Raw genomic sequence first — 23,817 nt, 5'->3', positions numbered from 1 at the left:
CCATGGCTGACACAGACCAACCCCAGTCGAACGAGGACGCGCAAGCCAACAAGTCCGATATGACGGTCCCCGAGATGCGGCAGTGGCTGCGCAACTGGGTGGGCAAGGCGGTCGGGAAGTCGCCGGACTCCATCGATGAGTCGGTGCCGATGGTCGAGCTCGGTTTGTCGTCACGGGATGCGGTGGCCATGGCCGCCGACGTCGAAGACATGACCGGCGTCACCCTGTCGGTCGCGGTTGCCTTCCAGCATCCGACCATCGAGTCGCTGGCCACTCGCATCATCGAGGGTGAGCCCGAAGTCGCCGACGACGGCATCGACAACATTGACTGGACGCGCAACGGCCCGGCCGAGCGGGTCGACATTGCGATTGTGGGTCTGGCGACCCGGCTGCCCGGCGAGATGAACACCCCGGAGGAGACCTGGCGGGCGCTGCTGGAGGGCCGCGACGCGATCACCGACCTGCCCGAGGGACGCTGGTCGGAATTTCTGGAAGAGCCGCGGATCGCCGAGCGGGTCGCAAACGCCCGCACTCGCGGCGGCTACCTCAGCGACATCAAAGGCTTCGACTCCGAGTTCTTCGCGGTGGCCAAGACCGAAGCCGACAACATCGACCCGCAGCAGCGGATGGCGCTGGAGCTGACCTGGGAGGCGCTCGAGCACGCCCGCATCCCACCGTCGAGCTTGCGCGGTGGCTCGGTCGGCGTCTACGTGGGTGTCTCCAACAATGACTACAGCTTCTTGGCGGTGTCGGACCCGACCATCGCCCACCCGTATGCGATCACCGGCACCGCGACGTCGATCATCGCCAACCGGGTGTCCTACTTCTACGACTTCCGCGGGCCTTCGGTGGCGATCGACACCGCGTGCTCGAGCTCACTGGTGGCAGTCCATCAGGGCGTGCAAGCGCTGCGCAACGGTGAGGCCGATGTGGTCGTGGCCGGCGGGGTGAACGCGCTGGTCACCCCCATGGTGACGCTTGGTTTCGATGAGATCGGCGCCGTGCTGGCCCCGGACGGCCGGATCAAGTCGTTTTCGGCCGACGCTGACGGCTACACCCGCTCCGAGGGTGCCGGCATGCTGGTACTCAAGCGCGTCGATGACGCCCGCCGCGACGGCGACCAGATCCTGGCCGTCATCGCCGGCAGCGCGGTCAACCACGACGGGCGGTCCAACGGCCTGATCGCGCCGAACCAGGACGCCCAGGCCGACGTGTTGCGCCGGGCCTACAAGGACGCGGGCATCGACCCGCGCAACGTCGACTACATCGAGGCGCACGGCACCGGGACCATCCTGGGCGACCCGATCGAGGCCGAGGCGCTGGGCCGGGTGGTTGGCAAGGGGCGTGCGGCGGATCGGCCCGCCTTGCTCGGTGCGGTCAAGACCAACGTCGGACACCTGGAGTCGGCCGCCGGTGCGGCCAGCATGGCCAAGGTGGTGCTGGCGTTGCAGCATGACAAGCTGCCCCCGTCGATCAACTTCGCCGGGCCCAGCCCCTACATCGACTTCGACGCGATGCGCCTGAAGGTGGTCGACGCGGCCACCGACTGGCCGCGATACGGCGGCTATGCGCTGGCCGGGGTATCGAGCTTCGGATTCGGCGGCGCCAACGCCCACGTGGTGGTGCGCGAGGTGCTGCCACGCGATGTCATCGAGCGCGAACCCGATCCCGAGTCGGCGCCGGCCGCACCCGCGCAGGCCTGCGAGTCCGAGGCGGCGAGCGCCGAAGGCCACGCACTGCGCTTCGACGAGTACGGCGAGATCATCACCGACGCGCCCAGCTACGGGCAAGCCGAAGAGGCGGAGCCCGAGCTGCCCGGGGTCACCGAGGAGGCGCTGCGGCTCAAGGAAGTCGCGCTGGAAGAGCTCGCGGCCAAAGAAGAGGCCGAAGGGCCCACCAAGCCCCTGATTCCGCTCGCGGTTTCGGCGTTTTTGACCTCGCGTAAGAAGGCCGCCGCCGCCGAATTGGCGGACTGGATGGAAAGCCCCGAAGGCCAGTCGTCGTCGCTGGAGTCGATCGGCCGCTCGCTGTCGCGGCGCAACCACGGCCGGTCCCGCGCGGTGGTGCTGGCCCACGACCATGAAGAGGCCATCAAGGGCCTGCGCGCGGTCGCCGAGGGCAAGCAGCGGCCCGGCGTGTTCAGCGTTGACGGTCCGGTGACCAACGGCCCGGTGTGGGTGTTGGCCGGGTTCGGCGCGCAGCACCGCAAGATGGGCAAGAGCCTCTACCTGCGCAACCCGGTATTCGCCGAGTGGATCGAGAAGGTCGACGCGCTGGTCCAGGACGAGCTGGGCTACTCGGTGCTCGAGCTGATTCTGGACGACTCGCAGGACTACGGCATCGAGACCACGCAGGTCACCATCTTCGCGATCCAGGTCGCGCTCGGTGAGCTGCTCCGCCACCACGGCGCCAAGCCCGCCGCGGTGGTCGGCCAGTCGCTGGGCGAGGCCGCGTCGGCCTACTTCGCCGGCGGTCTCTCGCTGCGCGATGCCACCCGGGCGATCTGCTCGCGCTCGCACCTGATGGGCGAGGGCGAGGCGATGCTGTTCGGCGAGTACATCCGGTTGATGGCGCTGGTGGAGTACTCCGCCGACGAGATCAAGACAGTGTTCTCCGACTTCCCCGATCTGGAGGTGTGTGTCTACGCGGCACCCACCCAGACCGTCATCGGCGGCCCGCCGGAGCAGGTCGACGCGATCATCGCCCGCGCGGAATCCGAGGGTAAGTTCGCCCGCAAGTTCCAGACCAAGGGCGCCAGCCACACTCAGCAGATGGACCCGCTGCTCGGCGAACTCGCCGCGGAGCTGCAGGGCATCAAGCCGATGAGCCCGACCGCCGGCATCTTCTCGACCGTGCACGAGGGCAGCTACGTCAAACCCGGCAGTGACCCCATCCACGATGTTGACTACTGGAAGAAGGGCCTGCGCCACAGCGTCTACTTCACCCACGGCATCCGCAACGCGGTCGACAGCGGGCACACCACCTTCCTGGAGCTGGCGCCCAACCCCGTCGCGCTGATGCAGGTTGGCCTGACCACGGCCTCGGCCGGTCTGCATGACGCCCAGCTGATTCCGACGCTGGCCCGCAAGCAAGACGAAGTCGAGTCGATGATTTCGACGCTGGCGCAGCTCTACGTGCACGGCCACGACCTGGACATGCGCACCCTGTTCCCGGGGCCGGCCGGGCCGGCGGACTACGCGATCATTCCGCCCACCCGATTCAAGCGCAAAGAGCACTGGTTGGACGCGAAGTTCTCCGGTGATGCGTCGGTGATCATGCCGGGTAACCATGTCGCCTTGCCCGATGGCCGGCACGTCTGGGAATTCGCCCCGCGCGAGGCCACCGATCTGGCCGCACTGGTCAGAGCCGCTGCCACGCAGGTGCTTCCGGACGCCCGGCTCAGCGCTGCCGAGCAGCGCGCGTTGCCCGGCGAGGGCGCGCGGCTGGTGACGACCCTGGCCCGCCATCCCGGCGGCGCGTCGGTGCAGGTGCACGCCCGCATCGATGAATCGTTCACCCTCGTCTATGACGCCCTGGTCGCCCGGGGCGGCCAGGACGCGGTGTTGCCGGCTGCGGTCGGCGCGGGTACCGCCGTTGCGGCGGGTGTCGACGGTGCCGTCGATGCCGTGGCACCGTCCGCGTCCGCGGACGCGACCGAGGAATCCGACGCGGAGACGCTGACGGACAGCCTGACCAACCGTTACATGCCGAGCGGCATGGGCAGATGGACTCCGGATACCGGCGAAACCATCGCCGATCGCCTGGGCCTGATCGTCGGATCGGCCATGGGCTATGAGCCCGAGGACCTGCCCTGGGAGGTGCCGCTGATCGAGCTGGGCCTGGACTCGTTGATGGCCGTGCGGATCAAGAACCGCGTGGAGTACGACTTCGACCTGCCGCCCATCCAGTTGACGGCGGTGCGTGACGCCAACCTCTACAACGTGGAGAAGCTGATCGAATACGCGGTCGAACACCGTGATGAGGTCGAGCAGCTGCACGAGCACCAGAAGACCCAGTCGGCCGAGGAAATCGCCAGGGTTCAGGCGGAGCTGATGCACGCCAAGCACGACTCCGCGCCGGCTCCCGCCGCGGAGGCGGTTGCCCAGGCAGCGGAGGAGGCGGCCGCCCCGCCGCCCTCGGACGTGCCGCCGCCGCCCACCGACCCGGCCGGCCCGTCCGGCAAGGGGCAGCCCAGTTCGGCTCCGGATCTCAAGGGTGCCGCCGATGCGCTCAACCAGGAAGCGGTCGCCAAGGCGCTGAACTCTGACGTGCCGCCGCGTGATGCCGCCGAGCGTGTCGTCTTCGCTACCTGGGCGATCGTTACCGGCAAGTCGGCGGGGGGCATCTTCAACCCGCTGCCCAAGCTGGATAAGGACAAGGCCGCCAAGATGGCCCAACGCCTGTCCGAGCGTGCGGAAGGTTCCATCACCACCGAGGACGTCTTGAGTTCGCACAACATCGAGGCGCTCGCTGAGAAGGTGCGCGGCTACCTGGAGGCCGGTGTCGTCGACGGCTTCGTACGCACCCTGCGGGCCCGTCCCGAGGGCAGCTCGAAGGTGCCGGTGTTCGTGTTCCACCCGGCCGGTGGTTCGACGGTGGTCTACGAGCCACTGCTGAACCGATTGCCGGCGGATACGCCGATGTACGGCTTCGAGCGGGTCGAGGGATCAATCGAAGAGCGGGCGGCCCAATACGTGCCGAAGCTGATCGAGATGCAGGGCGACGGGCCTTACATCCTGGTCGGCTGGTCGCTGGGTGGCGTGCTGGCCTACGCGTGCGCGATCGGGCTGAAGCGCCTGGGCAAAGACGTCCGGTTTGTCGGTCTGATCGACGCGGTGCGGGCGGGGGAGGAGATCCCCCAGACCAAGGATGAGATCCGCAAGCGCTGGGACCGCTACGCCAAGTTCGCCGAGAAGACGTTCAACGTCACCGTTCCGGCGATCCCGTACGAGCATCTCGAGGAGCTCGACGACGAAGGTCAGGTCCGGTTCGTTCTCGAGGCCGTCAGCCAGAGCGGGGTGGAGATCCCGGCCGGCATCATCGAGCACCAACGCACCTCGTACCTGGACAACCGGGCGATCGACACCGCCGAGATCCACCCGTACGACGGGCATGTCACCCTCTACATGGCCGATCGCTACCATGACGACGCGATCATGTTCGAGCCGCGGTATGCCGTTCGCCAGCCGGACGGCGGCTGGGGCGAGTATGTTTCCGACCTCGAGGTCGTGCCGATCGGTGGCGAGCACATCCAGGCCATCGACGAGCCGATCATCGCCAAGGTCGGCGAACACATGAGCCGCGCTGTGGACAACATCAAGGCTGAACCGACCAGTGAGGTAGGCAAGTAGTGACCGATACAGCTCCAGGCCCAGCTCCTGTGGTGCACTCCACTGCCGAGAAGCTCGCGGAACTGCGGGAACGCCTGGAGCTGGCCAAAGAACCCGGCGGTGAGAAGGCCGCTGCCAAGCGTGACAAGAAGGGCATTCCGAGCGCCCGCGCACGGGTGCATGCGCTGGTGGACCCGGGCACCTTCTTCGAGACCGGTGCGCTGTGCAAGACCCCGGGTGACCCGGGCGCGCTGTACGGCGATGGGGTGGTCACCGGGCACGCCATGATCGACGGCCGCCCGGTCGGGGTGTTCTCCCACGACCAGACCGTGTTTCAGGGCTCGGTCGGTGAGATGTTCGGCCGCAAGGTGGCCCGCCTGATGGAGTGGTGCTCGATGGTCGGTTGCCCGATCATCGGCATCAACGATTCCGCCGGCGCCCGAATTCAAGACACGGCGACCTCGCTGGCGTGGTACGCCGAGCTGGGCCGGCGCCACGAGATCTTGTCCGGCCAGGTACCGCAGATCTCCATCATCCTCGGCAAATGTGCTGGGGGAGCGGTGTATTCGCCGATCCAGACGGACCTGGTGGTCGCCGTGCGAGACCAGGGCTACATGTTCGTCACCGGGCCCGACGTGATCAAAGACGTCACCGGCGAGGACGTCAGCCTCGACGAATTGGGCGGCGCCGACTCGCAGGCCCGCTACGGCAACATCCACCAGGTGGTCGAGGACGAGGCCGCCGCATTCCAGTACGTGCGGGACTTCCTGTCATTCCTGCCATCGGACTGCTTTGGCGACCCGCCGGTGGTCAACCCCGGGCTGGAGCCCGAAATCACCCCGAGTGACCTCGAGCTCGACTCGATCGTGCCGGACTCGGACAACACCGCCTACGACATGCACGAGATTCTGCTGCGGATCTTCGACGATGGGGATTTTCTCGACGTCGCCGCGCAGGCGGGCCAGGCGATCATCACCGGTTACGCGCGCGTCGACGGACGCCCGGTGGGGGTGGTGGCCAACCAGCCGATGCACATGTCCGGTGCCATCGACAACGAAGCCTCCGACAAGGCCGCACGGTTCGTCCGGTTCTGCGACGCGTTCAAGATCCCGCTGGTCTTTGTGGTGGACACACCCGGCTTCCTGCCGGGGGCCGAGCAGGAGAAGAACGGGATCATCAAGCGCGGCGGGCGGTTCCTGTACGCCGTGGTGGAAGCCGACGTGCCGAAGGTGACGATCACCATCCGCAAGTCCTACGGCGGTGCGTACGCGGTGATGGGCTCCAAGCAGCTGACCGCGGACTTCAACTTCGCCTGGCCGACCGCGCGCATCGCGGTGATCGGTGCCGACGGTGCCGCGCAGTTGCTGATGAAGCGTTTCCCGGACCCGACCACACCCGAGGCCCAGAAGATCAAGCGTGACTTCATCGAGGGCTACAACCTGAACATGGCGATCCCGTGGATCGCGGCTGAGCGCGGGTTCATCGACGCCGTCGTCGACCCGCACCAGACCCGGCTGCTGCTGCGCAAGTCCATGCACCTGCTGCGGGACAAGCAGCTGTGGTGGCGGGTGGGCCGCAAGCACGGCCTGATCCCGGTCTAGCGAGTACCGCCCACCCAGTAGCGCGAGCAGACGCAGAATCGCACGCAAAACACGTTTTGCGTGCGATTCTGCGTCTGCTGGCCGGCTAGGGCGAACCCGGTCCGCCGTCGCCGCCGTCGCCGCCGTCGCCGCCGGCGCCACCGGTAGAGCCGGAAGGAAGGCTGCCCGGGACGCCCGCGATGCCGATGGTGCCACCGGTGCCGGGAAGGCCGCTCTGTCCGACGCCGCCGGTCCCTCCGGTTCCGCCATCGCCGCCGTCGCCACCGAAGCCGCCCTCGAAGGCGCCATAGCCGCCCGTGCCGCCAGTTCCCCCCTGGCCGCCTTGGCCACCGTCACCGCCGGTACCCAGTGCGCTGTCACCGCCGGTGCCGCCGAGGCCGCCCTGGCCACCGTGGCCACCGTCGCCACCACCGCCGAACAATCCGCCACTACCGGACACGCCGCCGTCGCCGGCTTGACCACCCTCACCGCCCTGGCCGCCGGTGCCGGCTCCGCCGCCGTCATCGACCCCTCCAGCGCCGCCCTGGCCACCGCTACCACCATCTCCGCCGTCCCCGCCCGAGCCGTTGGTGGCGCCGGCGACGGCGTCGCCCCCATCGCCGCCCTCGCCGCCGGCGCCGCCTTGACCGCCGGTGGAGCCGTCAGCGCCAGCGGGGCCGATAGCACCGGCGCCGCCTAGGCCGCCGTTCCCGCCATCGCCACCGGAGCCCGCGGAACTGCCGATGGTGGTGGTGGCGCCGCCTTTGCCGCCGTCGCCGCCGTCGCCGCCCGTTCCCGCGGTACCGGCAGTGCCGCCGGAGCCACCCGAGCCCACCGCGCCGGCAGTGCCTCCCACGCCGCCGTCGCCGCCGGCGCCGCCGGCGCCGGCATTGTTGCTGCCGTCGTCGTCGTAGCCGTTGCCACCTTGGCCGCCCGTGCCGCCCGCGCCCCCGGCTCCGCCGCTGCCGTTGGTCGCGGTAGCGACGGCACTGCCGCCGCTACCGCCGTTGCCGCCGTGACCGCCTTGGCCGCCGCGACCGCCGGGACGGTCGGCGGGGCCATTGATGCCATCGCCGCCGGTGCCGCCGGTGCCGCCGGTGCCGCCCGCCCCGGCGGTGTGACCACTGACGGCGGTGGCGCCTCCTTGGCCACCCGCGCCGCCGTCGCCGCCGTCGCCCGAGAAGCCGGTGCCGCCGGTGCCGACGATGCCTCCGATGCTGGCCGCGCCGCCTTGACCGCCCAGGCCGCCGGCGCCGCCGCTCCCACCGGCGCCGGCATTGTCGCTGCCATCGTCGGCGGCGCCGCCACCACCCTGGCCACCGGTCCCGCCGATACCGCCCTGGCCGCCGTAGCCATTTGTCGCGCCGGCGACGGCATCCCCGCCCTGGCCGCCGGTGCCTCCCGCGCCGCCCTGGCCACCGTCGTAGCCATTGCCGCCGGCCGGGCCGGCGGCACCATCGGCACCTTGGCCGCCGCCGCCGGCGTTGCCGCCGTAGCCAGCATGATGACCGCTGATGGTGGTCGCGCCGCCCTTGCCGCCGTCACCACCGGTACCGCCGGTGCCTGCGGCGCCCGCGGTGCCGCCGTCACCCCCGGCGCCGGCCGCTCCGCCGTTGCCGCCGGTGCCGCCTTCGCCACCGTTGCCACCGACACCTGCGTTGTTGGCGCCGTTGTCGTCGTAGCCCTGCCCGCCCTTGGCTCCCGCGCCGCCCTGACCGCCGGCGCCGCCGCTGCCGTTGGTTGCGCCGGCGACGGCATCGCCGCCAGCACCGCCGGCGCCGCCGGTGCCGCCGAAGCCGCCGGTGGACCCGGCGGCGCCGGGAACGCCGGTGTCGGCAGCAGGGCCGCCGTCACCGCCTTGACCGCCGCTCCCGCCGGTACCGGCGGTGTGCCCGACGATGGTGGTGGCACCGCCTTCGCCGCCGGCACCCCCGTCACCACCGTGGCCCGCGGTGCCGGGGAATGCCAAGCCCACCGTGCCGCCGCTGCCGGTCGCACCGGCCGCGCCCCCGGTGCCTCCAGTGCCGCCGGCACCGCCGGTGCCGGCATTGTCGCCGCCGTCATCGGTGCCGCCGGCGCCTCCTTGGCCGCCTTGGCCTCCGTAGCCACCGGTGCCGCCGCTGCCATTGGTTGCTCCGGCCACGGCGTCGCCGCCGGTGCCGCCGGCGCCTCCTTGGCCGCCCTGCCCACCGTCGGAGCCGCTGCCACCGGCCGGGCCGGCGGCGCCGCCGCCTCCTTGGCCGCCATAGCCGCCATTCCCGCCCCAGCCGGCGGTGTGCCCGGCGGCGGTGGTGTCGCCGCCCTGGCCGCCACCGCCACCGGTGCCGCCGGTACCCGCGGTGCCCGCGGTGCCGCCGAGACCGCCCGTGCCCGCGGCGCCGGCGGTGCCGCCGTCACCGCCGTTGCCGCCGTTGCCGCCGTTGCCTTCGGGGCCGGCGTCACCACCTTGGCCGCCGGTACCCCCTTGACCGCCCATACCGCCCTGACCGTTGTATGCGCCGGAGACGGCGTCGCCGCCATTGCCGCCGAGACCGCCCGCACCGCCCTTGCCGCCGCTACTGGCCGCATCGGCCAGACCATCGCCGCCGTCGCCACCCTGGCCGCCGTCTCCGCCGGCCCCGGCGGTATGACCGATGGTGGTGGTGGCACCGCCATCGCCGCCGGTACCGCCGTCTCCGCCGGTACCCGCACTGCCCGCGCCGCTACCCGCGCCGGCGCCGGCGCCGGCGCCACCCCCTTGACCGCCTTGACCGCCCATCCCGCCGTTGCCGCCGGCGCCGGCATTGTTGCTGCCGTCGTCGGCGTAGCCGGTACCACCTTGGCCGCCGGCCCCGCCGTCGCCACCCGCGCCGCCATGGCCGTTGTATGCGCCGGAGACGGCGTCGCCGCCGGCACCACCGGTACCGCCCGCACCGCCTTGCCCGCCGTCGTACCCGTCGCCGCCGGTCAGGCCGGACAACCCGGCGCCGCCCTGGCCGCCTTGGCCGCCCTGGCCGCCAGAGCCGGCGAAATTGCCGCTGGTGGTGGTGGCGCCGCCCTGGCCACCGGCACCTCCGGCTCCGCCGTTGCCTGCCATCCCCACGGTGCCGCCGGTGCCGGTCGCACCAGGCACCCCGCCCTGGCCGCCTTGGCCGCCGTTGCCGCCGTCGCCGCCGGTGGTGGCGTTGTTGCCGCCGTCGTCGGTGTAACCCACGCCTCCTTGGCCGCCGGCCCCGCCGGTGCCGCCGTGGCCACCGCTGCCGTTGGTTCCGCCATTGCCGCCGCCGCCGGTGCCGCCATCCCCGCCGGCCCCGCCATCACCGCCCGCAAAGCCGGTAGAGCCGAACTGGGCCGGGGCACCCTGAGCGCCGGCCCCGCCGGTGCCGCCGTTACCCGCGGCGCCGCCGGCGCTGTACGCGCCCACGGTGCCTCCGGTGCCTCCGGTGCCGGCCAGTCCTGCGGTGCCGGCGTCGCCACCGTCACCTCCCAGGCCACCGCTTCCGCCGGAGACGTAGTAGTCCCCGGTGTTGCCGTCGGCGCCGTTGCCGGCGTTGCCGCCGTGGCCTGCGTTGCCGCCGGATCCATTGGTGCCGCCGGTGGTGTTGCCGCCGGTTCCGCCGTCGCCGCCGGTGCCGCCGGCGAAGCCGTTGCCGCCGTCGGCGCCGGCGCCGATACCGGCGACGCCGATGTCTCCGTCGGCGCCGTTGCCGCCGTTGCCGCCGTGGCCTGCGTTGCCCACCGCGCCGGTGGTGCCTCCGGTGCCTCCGGTGCCGGCCAGTCCGGCGGTGCCGGCGTTGCCGCCGATTCCGCCGTTGCCGCCGTTGCCGCCGGTGGTGGCGAAGCCGACTCCGGTGTTGCCGTCGGCGCCGTTGCCGGCGTTGCCGCCGTGGCCTGCGTTGCCGCCGGATCCATTGGTGCCGCCGGTGGTGTTGCCGCCGGTTCCGCCGTCGCCGCCGGTGCCGCCGGCGAAGCCGTTGCCGCCGTCGGCGCCGGCGCCGATACCGGCGACGCCGATGTCTCCGTCGGCGCCGTTGCCGCCGTTGCCGCCGTTGCCTGCGTTGCCCACCGCGCCGGTGGTGCCTCCGGTGCCTCCGGTGCCGGCCAGTCCGGCGGTGCCGGCGTTGCCGCCGATTCCGCCGTTGCCGCCGTTGCCGCCGGTGGTGGCGAAGCCGACTCCGGTGTTGCCGTCGGCGCCGTTGCCGGCGTTGCCGCCGTGGCCTGGGTTGCCGCCGGATCCATTGGTGCCGCCGGTGGTGTTGCCGCCGGTTCCGCCGTCGCCGCCGGTGCCGCCGGCGAAGCCGTTGCCGCCGTCGGCGCCGGCGCCGATACCGGCGACGCCGATGTCTCCGTCGGCGCCGTTGCCGCCGTTGCCGCCGTGGCCTGCGTTGGCCACCGCGCCGGTGGTGCCTCCGGTGCCTCCGGTGCCGGCCAGTCCGGCGGTGCCGGCGTTGCCGCCGATTCCGCCGTTGCCGCCGTTGCCGCCCTTGGTGGCGAAGCCGACTCCGGTGTTGCCGGCGGCGCCGTTGCCGGCGTTGCCGCCGTGGCCTGCGTTGCCGCCGGATCCATTGGTGCCGCCGGTGGTGTTGCCGCCGGTTCCGCCGTCGCCGCCGGTGCCGCCGGCGAAGCCGTTGCCGCCGTCGGCGCCGGCGCCGATACCGGCCACACCGATGTCTCCGTCGGCACCGCCGCCGCCGTTGCCACCGTGACCGCCGTTGCCCGCCGAACCCGCGACACCGGATCTCCCCAAGAATGCGGTAGCACCTGCGGCCCCACCGGTGCCAGCGTCGCCGCCCGCCCCGCCAGCACCACCGGCCCCACCGCCGGTGCTGTAGCCGATACCGCTGCCGCCGGCCCCACCGAGGCCACCTGTTCCGCCGCTGCCACCGGTTCCGCCGCTGCCGGCCGCGCCGCCCAACCATGCGTTGTTGGCGCCGCCGGCCCCGCCGGCACCCCCATGGCCGCCAGCCCCGCCGTCAGCGCCGATACCACCAGCTGACCCGTCGGTGCCGGCCCCGCCAGCCCCGCCGATGCCGCCGGCGCCACCGGCACCGGCACTTCCCCAAAGCGACAACAGCTGGCTATTTGCGCCACCGGCGCCACCGGCACCCCCGTCGCCGCCGAGCCCGCCGGCTACCCCGATTCCACCGGCCCCCCCAGCACCCCCGGCCCCGCCAGAAGCGCCGCCGAACGGGCCCCAGCCGCCGCCGAGCAGCCCGTTCGCCCCGCCGGAGCCGCCGTTGCCCCCGGCCCCGCCAGCCACACCGGTACCCCCGGCTCCGCCATTGCCGCCGCGTCCCCACAATCCAGCCGAACCGCCGGCACCGCCATTGCCGCCGGGTGCTCCAGAACCGCCGTTGCCACGTTGCCGATCAGCCAGCCGCCATCGCCACCGTTTTGCCCGGTGCCGGGCGCCCCATCGGCACCGTCGCCGAACAGCGGACGTGCGGTCAGCGCTTGGCTGGGCGCATTGATCGCCGCGAGGACGTTCTGTTCGAGTGTCTGCAGGGGAGAGGCATTCACAGCCTCGGCAGCCGCGTAGGCGGCGCCGGCCCTGGTCAACGAATGCACGAATTCGGCGTGCAGGTGGGCCGCCCGGGTGCTGACCATTTGGTATTCCCGGGCGCTGGCGGAAAACAGCGACGCGATGGCCGTGGATACCTCGTCTTCGGCAGCGGCCAGCAGCCCGGTGGTCCGTGCCAGCGCCGCGGAATTGGCGGCGCCAAGAGTCGAGCCGATATTGGTCAAATCCGATGCCGCCGCCGCGAGCATGTCTGGCGTCGCGATCACATACGACATCCCGTGTCCCCTTACCCCAAGCGTGATGCGTTGGGGTTTACGGTCGCGCTAATTCGCCGCGGACCAATAGGGACTTTCGTCTCTACTTGGGAGTTGGTCGGTTCGGCCGCCCCGCGGGCATGGCCAGGCCGATCAGGCGGTCGCCAGCGCCCCCGCGACGAGGTCACCGAACCGATCCAGGGCCTCTTCGGAGTCGGCGTCGATGCCGCGCAGCGGCCCACGATCAGCCAGATACCGTTCCGCGTAGAGCCGGGCGACCAGCGCCGCGCGGTCGGTGCCGCTGACCTCGCGCTCCCAGGAAGCCCGCTCGATGAGCAGCGCCCCCGCGTAGACGTCGCCCATGAACTGGGTCAGCGGAAAAAGCCGCGCCTCACCAAGGCGCCTGTCGAGCTTGGTCCACGCCGTGATTGCCGCGTCGAGATCGTCGATGCGGGCCTCGACCAATCGCGTGGTGTCGTCGCGGTCGGCGACCGATACCGCGTCACGCAGTCGGGCCAGCAGCGTCTCGTGGGCGCTGGTCTGTTCGATACCCCGCCGTACGTCCAGGCACAGGATGTTGTCCGGGCCCTCCCAGATCGTGTTGACTTGCGCGTCGCGTAGCAGGCGGGCCACCGGCCAGTTCTCGACGTAGCCGTTGCCGCCGTGGATCTCGATCGCATCCGAGGCGGCGCTGATCCCGAGCCGGCAGACCTTGAGCTTGGTAACCGGAACGGCGATGCGCTGGCGGATGGTCCTGGGCTGGCGGTGGTTGGCCACTCCGAGGCCGTCGAACACCAACGTCTGGGCGGCTTCGACGTCGACGATCAGCTCGGCGAGCTTGCGGCGCATCAGCGGCTTATCGATGAGCGCACCGCCGAAGGCCCGGCGCTGGCGGGCGTAGCACAGCGATTCGACCAGGGCTCGGCGCGCGTTACCCAGCGCGAACGACGCGATGCCCAGCCGGGCCGCGTTGGTCAGCTCCATCATCCGGGCCAGGCCGCGCCCGCCGGACGGGCCGGCGAGAGCTTGCGGGCCGGATGGCTCCGCGGACAACAGGAAGGCCTCGGCGTCGACGAATTCCACCTCGCCGGAGGCGACCGATCGGGTGCCGAGCTTGTCCTTGAGGCGTCGGACCCGTACGCCATTGCGCGATCCGTCCCGGCGGGTGCGCAGTACCAGGAAATTCGCGACCCCGCGGGTGGTATCGGGAGCGCCCTCGGGTTTGGCCAGCACGACGAAGGCCTGCCCGGCGCAGTTGGACGCGAACCACTTGAAGCCGTTGAGCCGCCAGGAGTCCCCGTCTCGGGTGGCCGTCGTCTCCAGCGCGCCCAGATCCGAGCCGCCGGTGCGTTCGGTCAACAACTGGGCGGTCTCGCCGGCCCACTCGCCGGAGTCGAACTTGGCCAGGACGTGATCGCGCACGTCGGCCGGCGCGAAGGCGGCCACCAGCGACTGCACCATCCCGGCGCCGGTACCCAGCGCGCAGCCCATGCCGATGTCGGCCTGGTTGAGCAGATAGCTGGCCGCAAACAGTGCCACGGTCGGCCGTATCCCGGCACCTCGCGCCTCATCGCGCAATGCCGCCTGGGCATCGAGGACGGCGCGCTTGGACTGGGTGAAGGATGCCGGCATGACGATCCGGCTGACGTCGTGGCCCCAGCGGTCGTAGCGCTGCAGGCGCGGGGGGTCGCGGTCGGTTTCCTCGGCCCACCGCGCCACCGCACCACCCATCAGCTCGCCGGCGCGGATCAGGTGCGGTTCGACGACCGCCAGCTCGTCGGGTTGCAGGTAATACGCCACGGTCGACCGCAACGTGGGGTCGGTTAAGTACCAGTTGAGGCCCACGGCCCCGCGATAGCTCTCCGTTTGATAGCGCTGGGCCTTCTCGGGCGTCGAGAAGGGCAACCGGTCGACGCCCTCCATCTCGTACTCGCCGTCACGCTGGCTCATGACGCGACGGTATTACACCTGTGCTGCCGGGTGAAGGCGTTGCGCCGGGTGCTCAGGCAGCGCGCGGCAGGTCTCGCGACGCCGCCGCTTCGTGCTGGCTGGGCCCGCTGGCCGCCGGCGCCCAGCCGACATAGGTCAGATAGAGCCCGAGCAGCGCGAAGACGATGCAAAGACTCACCCACACGGCTTGCGCACCGATCATGCTGTTGGCCGCCGAAACAAACGCCTTGGGGAAGGCCAGTAGCAGCACCCCGCGCAGCGTAACGATCCAGCCCAGCACCGACACGATGATTGCCGCTGCGCCGTGCCAGTACTGGTGACCGGCCACCATCACCAGCCCCAGCACCAGCACAAAGGCGCCGGTGACCCATGTCCACAGGGAATTCGCCTCGAATTGCGACAGCAGGTTCTGCATGTCAGAGGCGCGGGCCACCGCCGTGACATCGACGATGACGAGCAGTGGACCCAATACCCGGCAAAACATCCGGGTCCTGGCCTGCGAATCCAGTGAGACGCTCATGGCTGTACCTCCTTTGACCACATTGGCCGCCATTGGCGCATCACCTCCATCGGATCACCACAACACGCTGCGGCGATAGGGTACGAAGTCCCGTTTTTGCCGGCAGATCCGTCGGTGCGGCCCCGGGCGGGCCCGATGCCCGCTAGATCGAAGCCAGAAAGTCGGAGGTGTAGACCTCGGCGTGGTCCTGGGAAAAGCTGCTCGGACGTTGCACCAGCACCCAGACCCCCGTGGTACCCGGACGGATGGCGTCTTGAACGGTCACCGTCCCCGCGCCGGACCCGTCGAGGTCCAGATCGGTGAAGGCGGTGTCCGGCGCGCCGGGGCCGCACGGGGTCGAGGACGGGCGGGGCGCCTGAATCAGGCCGACGTCATAGTGCATGCCTGGTAGCGCGGTGTTCACCAGATGCACCTCGGCGATCACCGTGGAACCGGCCGTGCGGATGAGGGCCGAGCCGGTGCCTGTGGGGCCCGGTGGCACCTGGGGCGCGAAGGCGGTGATGCTGAAATCGCATTGTCGCCCAGCCGCGCGTAACCCAACCCGAGTGGCGCCTCGAGGATCCGGAACGGCACCTGCGCTGCCGGCCGGAAACGTTGCCCCCGCAGAGATTGCCAGTGTGATTGCTGTGGACACCATCAATATCCGTACCAGCCTGCGCATCAGCCCCACCGTCTATGTGCGTTTGATTTGCCCGCCCGAACCGGGATATTGACCGCATCGCCGACGCTGAAACCTCACCGACGGCACCTACCGGGTGACCACGAATCGAAAATGGCTCGACCGCCCGCAGCTCACGCAACGCCGCCATGGGTTAGCGGATCACAGGGCGAAGATTTGCCCGTCCTTGGCGACAGTGGTTCTGCCCGAGTAGTTCTGGTTGATCTTGTCGAGCCATTGGGAATCGGGCAGGTCGTCGGGTGCGTAGTGGCTCAGGATCAGATGCTTCGGTTTGACCACTGCGGCTACCTCGCCGACCTGCTCGGCGGAGGTGTGTGACTTGGGCAGATAGTCCGGCGGGAAGACGTTGCCGTAGTAGGCGGTATCGAGGCTGAACATCGCTTCGTGGACCAGGATGTCGGTGCCGTTCGCCAGCGCAACGAGGTTGTCGGATTTGGTGGTGTCACCGGAGAAGGTAATGGACACAGCCGGGTTCTTCACGTCGAAGCGGAAGGCGAATGCGGGATAGACGTCGTAGTGGGGCACCAGCGTCGTGGTGACCGATACGTTGTCGTCCGATACCACGGGGAACGGGCTGACCTTCGGCGCTGTGTTGCGATAGTCCGACCCCGCCGGCACCGGGATCTCGATGACCTTGGCCAGATCCTGAACGTTATCGATGCCGTAGTCGCGGATGAAGATGTTGCTGCTGTAGGCGAAGGCCTGGTGCAGCGCTTCAGTGGTCGCGGCCAGCCCTGGCGTCGGGTTGGCGGGATTGACGGTGGCGGGATTCGGGTTGCCGATTTCGCTTGGCGGCAATCCGCCGGCTGGACCGGGACCATAGACCGGGATCGGCGCCCGCCCGGGCGGGGCTTGGAAGCCGCCGGAGAGGAAGAAGCTGTAGTAGTCGACGATGTGGTCGGTGTGTAAGTGGGTGATGAAGATCGCCTTGAGGTCATTGAACTGCAGGCCCGCGTTGGTGAACGCGTTCAGCGAGCCCAAGCCGCAATCGATCAGATAGAGATCGCCGCCGATTTTCAGCACCGACGAGATTCCGATCTTGTTGGGCGTTGGCGGCGGGCCGGCGGCGACCCCGAGAGTGATCAGCGCATTTTCGGGCAACGCGGCCGGGTTGGGCGGCGCCGGCGACTCGCCCGGACCGCAGGCTGACGTGGCCAAAACGCCTGCGCCGACGACGGCTAACCCCGCCGCGGTCAGGGCGGACCGCCGTGAAGAGACCGCGGCCACTATCGATGCGCCACTGTGGTCGCACGCCTGGTGCATACCGTGCGGCTTAGGTTGCGTCATGGCCGAGGCCGCCGGTCGCGAAGCGCGGTGTGCGACTCACTTCCACGAACCGGTCCTTCGCGGCAGCTACGGACCGATGCGGATCTTGCCCGGCGACCACAGCCCGCTGTGCGTCGCGGTGCCCAAGTCGAGCTGTGCGGGCGGCGCATCGACCAGGGTCTCGAACTGACGCAGTGACCCCCAGTCGCGTGCCCAGTCGCGGGACAGATAAGTCGCCATGACATGGGCCCGCAGCAGCAGGTCGGTGATACCGAGCAGACCGCCATTGACGCCGTCCTCCCAGGTGTCGGTGTCCAGCTTCTTGGCGTTGTAGTCCGGCGTGATGCGGAACTTCGGGATCTCGGTGACGCCGTTGACATGCAACATCGGCTGCTGGCAGGGGAACGCCAGCCCGACCGCCCAGTCCAGCAGCACCGGTTGCGTCGAACCGACGTACTCCTGCAACGAGCGCAGGTCCGGCACCCGCGGCGGGGTCAGCGCGATCCAGTCCTCCGGTGTCAGCGACAGGTCCTCGGCCACCACGCGGACTGCGACGGCGTCGGCCGGCATCTTGTCGCGGGCAAAGCGCAGATTGCGCCAGGCCTTGGGCTGCTCGCCGAACAGGTCGTCAGGCACCATCCGTCCGGCGGCCACCAGCGGGCCGGGACCGGGCCTGGCGTACTCGAGCACCACGGTCTGTCCGGGGGTGTAGCCGTGCAGCACACTGTTTCCGGCGATCTTGCCCGCGGCGGTCACCACCACCAGTGGGTGCCCATCGTCGGGCTTGGGCAGCTGGTACCACGCCGAAGTGAGTTTGCTTTGCTGCTGTGACCCGGTGGCATAGGTACCCGCGAGCGGAACCCGTGCCGGGTCGAGCTGGTAGGGCAGCGGCACGGTGGACCCGTTGATACCCGGGGACTTCAGCTTCACCGGCTGATCCCAGTCGTAGTCGGTTCCGGGCTGGTTCGGCTTCATGACCATCGCCTCGGCGACGGTGTGGTCGGGAACCCCGTTGGGGGAGAACCCGACCGGGTTCACCCCGCCCAGCGGTCCCAGCGGGCCGTAGTCGCCGGGCAGCGGCGTCATGAAACCCGCGTTGGTGTCCGGCTCGACGAGCACGTCATCGGCCAGGCCGCAGCCGCCGGTAAAGGCCCGCAGGTTGGCCCAGCCATTGGAGTAGGTGGGGTATTGCCGGACAATCCCGATACCCATCGATGCGACGAACACCACCGCCATGAAGCCGGCCGCGATGGGAACCGGGGCCGTGGTGAGCGCGCGGGTCAGCCGGCCTTCACCGCTGCCGCGCGGGGCGAAGTGTAGCCAGGCCGCGTACAGCACGGCGAGCGCGAACAGCACGAAAAATATGGTGCTGACCGTGATTCCGGCGATCTTGGGCATCGCGCTGTTGAACGGCACCCCGTAGCTGGAGACATACCACCACCCGTTGGTGGTGGCCCAGCACAACGCCAGGGTGAACAGCAGCGCCGCCAGGAATGCCATCCGGTTGCGCGACCAGCGCAGCACCGTTGGAGACACCAATACCGTCGTCAGCGCCGCCATCGCCGCTCCCACCGCGGCGAACAGCCCAAAGTGGTGCACCCACTTGGTGGGGGTGAACATCAGGAAGAACATGGTGCCGAAGATGACGCCCATCAGGCGCCACGCGGGTCCGCGCGCCACACCTGCGACGCGCTTGCGCCGCAGCATGATGAACACCGCTGTGAACAGGCACAGCGCGGTAATCAGGAAGCCGAACCGGCGCGATAGCGACCCGTCGACGGTGGGCAGGATCAGGTAGTAGTACCGCAGGTTCTCGGTGTACCAGGCCTGGCTCGGCCCGATCTTGCCGCGCACCCGGGTGGCTTCGAACACCGTCGACAGGGTCTGGTCGGCGAACACCACGGTCAGGATGATGGTGCCGGCCGCCAGCATCGGCGACAGCAACGGCAACGTGCCGACCTGGCGCCGGCGTTTGACCAGGATCCGCAGGATGGGGCGGCCACCGGCCACCAGCGCGGCCACCGCGATCAGCCCGGTCGGTTGCACACCGAGGGTGAACGCGGCGGAGATGATCGCCAGCGCCGCCGGTGTCAGTCGGCCGTAACGCATCGACCGCTCGATCAACACGTAGGTGACCAGCGAGCCCAGCGCGATGATCCCTTCAGGACGCAGTCCGTTGTTGAATGGCATCCACGCGGTCAGCAGCACCATCGCCGCGGCCCAGTTGGCGGGTTTGCTGGCCGCGACCGCCGGCCCCAACCGGGGCAGCACCTCACGCGACAGCAACAGCCAGCACACCAGCCCGGCGAACAGGTCGGGCAACCGCATCCAAATGCTGGCGTCGCTGACGTGGGTCATCAGCGCAAGGAGGTTGTAGTACCAGCCGAACGGGTCCTCGGGGCTGCCGAACCAGCGGAAATAGTTAGACATGTAGCCGGCGTGATCGGCGACCCGGGCCATGCCGAGGATGTAGCCGTCGTCGGACGAGTTCGCCCCGATGACGTGCCACAGCAGGAATCCGAATATCACCGCGGCGTCGACCAGGGTGAAGGTGCGCCAGTTAGCCGGGAACAGGCTGCGTAGCCGACGCCCGTCCAGCCGGTCGAGGCGCCAGAGCGCGATCAGCGCGACGGTGGTGGCCAGGATCGCACCGATGATCGCCAGCAACTTCAGCGTGGTGGGTGTGGTGGAGAACCGGGTGTCGATGGTGGCCGAGAGCCGCAGCCCGTCCGGCGCGGGTCCGGTCAGATCGGTGAAGACCCCGACGATCTGAGGGCGCAGGTTGGATCCGGGTAGCCACTGCGTAGCGGGGCGCCGGAGGGATCCTTGAGGCCGACAAAGGTGGCGAAGGTACCGGCATGTGTCGAGCTGATCTCGATGCGCTCGCATTGCGGGGAATCCACCTGCTCGCGTGGCACCGACAGGATCACCACGTTGCGGTCGGTGACGTTGACGCGCTTGCTGTTGACGACGACGAACAGCGCCTGCAGGTTGGCGTCCTTGCCCTGCTTGGGTGCGGTGCCCAGCACCACCCCGCCCTTGGCGGGCATGTCGCGCACCACGCTGCAGGGCACCGAGGCCGTCAGATTCACCGGCGTCAGCGAAATCAGCGGCGCGGTCACGCTGTTCAGCTGCCCGTTTTGCGGCCAGTTGAGCATCGCTGTGGTCTGCACGACCGGCAACAGCGGGGTGGCCACCGAGAGCACGAAGCCGATCAGGCCCGCGATCGTGGCTACCCATCGGGTCACCCGCACCTCACGGGCGCTGGCGGTGGTGGCGGCGGTGGCCTGTTCGGTTTCGTTCGTGACGCTCATGGCAGCGCCCTAATCGGTCCCTGGCGACTCCAGCCGGGCACTGTGATCACACCCTCTTGCACAACGGCCTCCGGCGCCTGATCGGCCGGCACCAAGCGGTAATACTGTTCCACCGATCCCCAGTCGCGATGCCAGTCACCGCGCAGGTAGGTGGCGATGGTCGAGGTTCGCAGCAGCGCCTGGGTGAACAGGAACGGCCCACCGGTCGGGCCGGCCTGCCACAGGTTCGACGACGCCGCGGTCTGCTTGTGGTCAGGCAGGATGCGGTACTGCGGCAGTTCGGCGATGCCGAGGTGCTCGGAGAACGGCCGCTGGCACGGGAAGTTGGCTGCGGTCGCAATGTCCATCAACACCGGGGTCTTCGATCCGATCAACTGCTGCAGCGTTTCCAAAACCGGCACCCGGGGCGGGGTGAAGGCGAACCACTGTTCGGGACTCAGGTTTGGGTCGTAGGCGACGATGCGCGCCACGTTGGCCTCCGGCGGGGCCCAGGCCAGCGGGAAGCGCAGGTTGCGCCACGCCGGTTGTGGCCCGATGTCGATCGGGAATACCTGCCCCAGCGGCTGCGTGGTGCCGTCGGGGCGAGTGACGCCCCACTCCAGTTTCAGGGACTGCCCGTAGATGAAGTCGCCGTCCTCTTTGTAGGACCAGATGGCCCCAGCCGCGGTGACCACGACCAGCGGCTGGGCGGCGATGTTGGCCTTCCAATCGCCGGGCAACTGGTACCAGGACGAGGTCGCCGTGGCGGCCAACGAGTTCTCCCCGTAACTGCCCATCACCGGGGTACGGGCCGGGTCCAGTCCGAACGGCAGCGCCGCGTGGATCCGTTGATGCCGGCCGGGCCCTTGCCGCCGGCGGTGCCGGCGGAGTCGCTGATGGCGGCGTTGGGCTTGTTGGGCGATGCGTCGGAGTTGACCAGGCCGGGCTTGCTGACCACCGGGTCGGACTTGAGGTCTTCGCCGACCCCTTCCGGCTTGAACCCGAACGGGTTGATGCCGCCCAGCGGTCCGCCCGGTCCGAAGGTCTGCCCCGGAAGCGGTTGCAGCATCCCGGCATTGGATCGGGCTCGGCCAGCACGTCATCGGCCATCGCGCAGCTGTTCGGGGATAGCCCCGAAGCCAGGGCGGCCAGGTTGGCCTTGCCGGTGGTGTAGAGCGGGTAGCGGAAAACCGCGGCCTTGGCCATCGAGCCGACTTCGCCCAGGACCATGATGACCGCGACCACCAGTAGCGGGGTGGAGGCCAGCACCCGGTTGCGCCGGTTGTCCTTGACTTCGGTGTGCCCGGCGTAGTCCATCCGGAAGTGGTACCAGGCGGCCAGCAGCCCGGTCAGGATCGACAGGGTCAGGAACATCGAGGTCACCGGATGGCTGGCGATCACCGGCTGGATGTCGTACCAGGGCACCCCGTAGTTGCCGACGTAGAACCACCCGTTGATGCCCGAGGTGGCCCACGCCAGCACGAACAACAGGGCGGTCACGTAGAGCGTGAGGTTGCGTCGGCTGTGCAGGCCGATCCGGGCGAAGCTGAATGCCATCACCGCCCCCAGCGCACCGGCCAGCCCGGCGAAGGCGCCGAACTGCACGGCCCACTTGGTCGGCGTGAAGGTCAGCAGCAGCAGACCAACCGCGGTGGTGCCGATCAGTCGCCAGGCCGGGCCGCGGGCCAAACCGCCCACCCAGCCCCGCCGCAGCAGCACCACCAGTGAGCCGAACAGGCAGAGCAGCAGCACCAGCACGGCGAAGCGCCTGGTCATCGACCCGTCAATGTTGGTTTCGACGGTCAGGAAGTAGTAGCGCAGGAAGTCCTGGTACCACGCGATGGTCGGGCCGACCTTGTACTTGATCCGTGCCGCCTCGGCCACGGTGGCCAGCGTCTGGTTGCGGAACACCACGACGGTGATCAGCGACAGCGATGCGGCCAGGACGGCGAGCGGGGCCAGCAGACCGTCGGTGCCGCGGCGCTTACGGATGATCCCGGCGATGACGCGCGCCCCGGTCAGCAGCGCGGCCACCGCGATCAAACCTTGCGGTGCCAGCGTCGCGGTGAGCATCGCGACGATGATCGCGATCGCGGCCGAAGCCAGCCGGCTCAGCGCGATGGCGCGTTCCACCAGTGCCCAGGTGACCAGCACGCCAAGGGCGATCAGCGGCTCGGGGCGAAGGCCGTTGTTGAACGGCAGCCAGGCGGCCACGAAGACCGCGCCGGCGGTGAACACGGCCACCCGATTGGCGGCCAGGCCGTTCTTGCCGGGGCCGAGCCGGCGCAGCACGAAACGGCTGATGAGCAGCCAGCAGGCGATGCCGGCCAGGGTGGCGGGCAACCGCATCCAGACGCTGGCGGTGCTGATCTGCGCCAGGTGTGCCAGCAGCTCGTGATACCAGTCGAAGGGGGCCTCGGTGGTCCCGAAGTATCGGTAGTAGTTGGCCACATAGCCGGCCTGGGGAGCGATCCGGGCGATGGTCAGGTTGTAGCCGTCGTCGGAGGAAAGGGCTCCGATCACATGCCAGAGCAGCAGCGTGGCGATCACCGCGGCGTCGGTGAGCCAGGTTGCGAACCCGACGCGCCAGCGCGACAGCCGGGGCAGCCGCGGTCGGTACCTGGATAGCCAGGCGATGGGGAGCGCCAGTCGCGCAGCGCGTCACCGCCGCGGCTCAGCCGATCCAGGGCGGCCAAGGCCACGATGGCGCCCAGGACCGCGATCGCACCGAGGATCATGGCGATGGTCTTGGTGACCGTGGGCGCGGTGATGAATCGGGTGTCGACGTCGATGCGCGCCGACAACCCCGGTTGGGCCTGGACCTTCAAGTCGGTGAAGATGCCACCGACTTGAGGCTTCTTCTCCGGGGGCAGGGTGCCCGCGGCACCGGGAATGCCGACGAAATCCGCGTGCGCGCCGGTGGCGTCGGCCCAGATGTGCAGCGCGCTGCACCGGCCCTCGGCGATCGCGGCGCGCGGTGCCACCGCGGCCACCGTGTCGCGGAATGCGACCACGACCGAGTCCTTGTCAGCGCGGACGAACAGCCCGTTCTTGCCGGTATCCACGCCCCCGGCGGGGAGGGTGGACAGCACCAGAGACCGCCGGTGGCGGGCAGGGTGGCGATCGCCGCGCAAGGCAGTGAAATGTCCAATGCGCGCGGCGCGCCGGACACCAATGGGGCGGTGATTTGGCTGATGTCGCCGTCCGCGGAGGCGCCCTGGGGCCACAGGATCGTCGCCGTCGTCTGCTTCACCGGAAGGAGCGGAACCAAGGCGCACAGGACCAGCCCGGCGACTCCCAGACGACGGCTGCTAACCGGGCGATCCGCTGAGATCGCTCATTACCGTCGAGGGACACGATGGTCGATCGTAGGCGACGCGGCTTAGCGCGGTGAGGACGCGGGGCCGCAAAGCGGCTCCGGGGAGGGCCCGGATCGGCGGATCCA

Annotated in this window: 6 protein-coding genes and 3 pseudogenes; 2 read left to right on the top strand and 7 right to left on the bottom strand. The window is 70.0% G+C overall.

What is annotated here, in order from left to right:
- Positions 1-2 precede the first annotated feature (2 nt).
- Both pks13 and CCUG20998_RS26785 read left to right on the top strand, forming a co-directional pair.
- Positions 3-5,351 carry a polyketide synthase Pks13 gene (gene pks13 / locus CCUG20998_RS26790; RefSeq protein WP_020731068.1) on the top strand — a complete coding sequence of 1,783 codons (5,349 nt, stop codon included), beginning with the start codon at positions 3-5 and terminating at the stop codon, positions 5,349-5,351.
- Positions 5,351-6,931 carry an acyl-CoA carboxylase subunit beta gene (locus CCUG20998_RS26785; RefSeq protein ID WP_012396866.1) on the top strand — a complete coding sequence of 527 codons (1,581 nt, stop codon included), beginning with the start codon at positions 5,351-5,353 and terminating at the stop codon, positions 6,929-6,931. Before pks13 ends, CCUG20998_RS26785 begins: the two co-directional genes overlap by 1 nt.
- Before the next feature lie 85 nt (positions 6,932-7,016).
- On the opposite strand, the pseudogene CCUG20998_RS29050 reads toward CCUG20998_RS26785, so the two are convergent.
- The 7 genes and pseudogenes from CCUG20998_RS29050 to CCUG20998_RS26750 form a co-directional block, all read right to left on the bottom strand.
- Positions 7,017-12,685 (bottom strand): annotated as a pseudogene (locus tag CCUG20998_RS29050) (PE family protein).
- A gap of 132 nt (positions 12,686-12,817) precedes the next feature.
- Positions 12,818-14,614, bottom strand: a complete 1,797-nt coding sequence (locus tag CCUG20998_RS26775; protein ID WP_020731065.1) for an acyl-CoA dehydrogenase family protein — start codon at positions 14,612-14,614, stop codon at positions 12,818-12,820.
- A gap of 52 nt (positions 14,615-14,666) precedes the next feature.
- Entirely contained in the window at positions 14,667-15,167 is a 501-nt protein-coding gene (locus tag CCUG20998_RS26770) for a hypothetical protein (RefSeq protein WP_020731064.1), read from the bottom strand.
- Between the two features lie 109 nt (positions 15,168-15,276).
- Entirely contained in the window at positions 15,277-15,795 is a 519-nt protein-coding gene (locus tag CCUG20998_RS28245) for a hypothetical protein (protein WP_036456789.1), read from the bottom strand.
- Between the two features lie 159 nt (positions 15,796-15,954).
- On the bottom strand, positions 15,955-17,100 hold the full coding sequence (locus tag CCUG20998_RS26760; protein ID WP_050674650.1) for an MBL fold metallo-hydrolase: 1,146 nt from the start codon (positions 17,098-17,100) through the stop codon (positions 15,955-15,957).
- Between the two features lie 66 nt (positions 17,101-17,166).
- A pseudogene (gene embB / locus CCUG20998_RS26755) lies at positions 17,167-20,393 on the bottom strand (arabinosyltransferase EmbB).
- A pseudogene (locus CCUG20998_RS26750) lies at positions 20,390-23,729 on the bottom strand (arabinosyltransferase domain-containing protein). Before CCUG20998_RS26750 ends, embB begins: the two co-directional pseudogenes overlap by 4 nt.
- Positions 23,730-23,817 lie beyond the last annotated feature (88 nt).

Source organism: Mycobacterium marinum, assembly GCF_003391395.1.
In the GTDB taxonomy this organism is placed as follows: domain Bacteria; phylum Actinomycetota; class Actinomycetes; order Mycobacteriales; family Mycobacteriaceae; genus Mycobacterium; species Mycobacterium marinum.
Note: the sequence above shows the minus strand (reverse complement) of the source record. Positions and strands in the feature narration are given on the sequence as shown.

Coding starts and splice junctions, on each gene's coding strand:
- pks13 (WP_020731068.1), top strand. CDS start 3: ATGGCTGACACAGACCAACCCCAGTCGAACGAGGACGCGCAAGCCAAC.
- CCUG20998_RS26775 (WP_020731065.1), bottom strand. CDS start 14,614: ATGAGCCAGCGTGACGGCGAGTACGAGATGGAGGGCGTCGACCGGTTG.
- CCUG20998_RS26770 (WP_020731064.1), bottom strand. CDS start 15,167: ATGGCGGCCAATGTGGTCAAAGGAGGTACAGCCATGAGCGTCTCACTG.
- CCUG20998_RS28245 (WP_036456789.1), bottom strand. CDS start 15,795: ATGCGCAGGCTGGTACGGATATTGATGGTGTCCACAGCAATCACACTG.
- CCUG20998_RS26760 (WP_050674650.1), bottom strand. CDS start 17,100: ATGACGCAACCTAAGCCGCACGGTATGCACCAGGCGTGCGACCACAGT.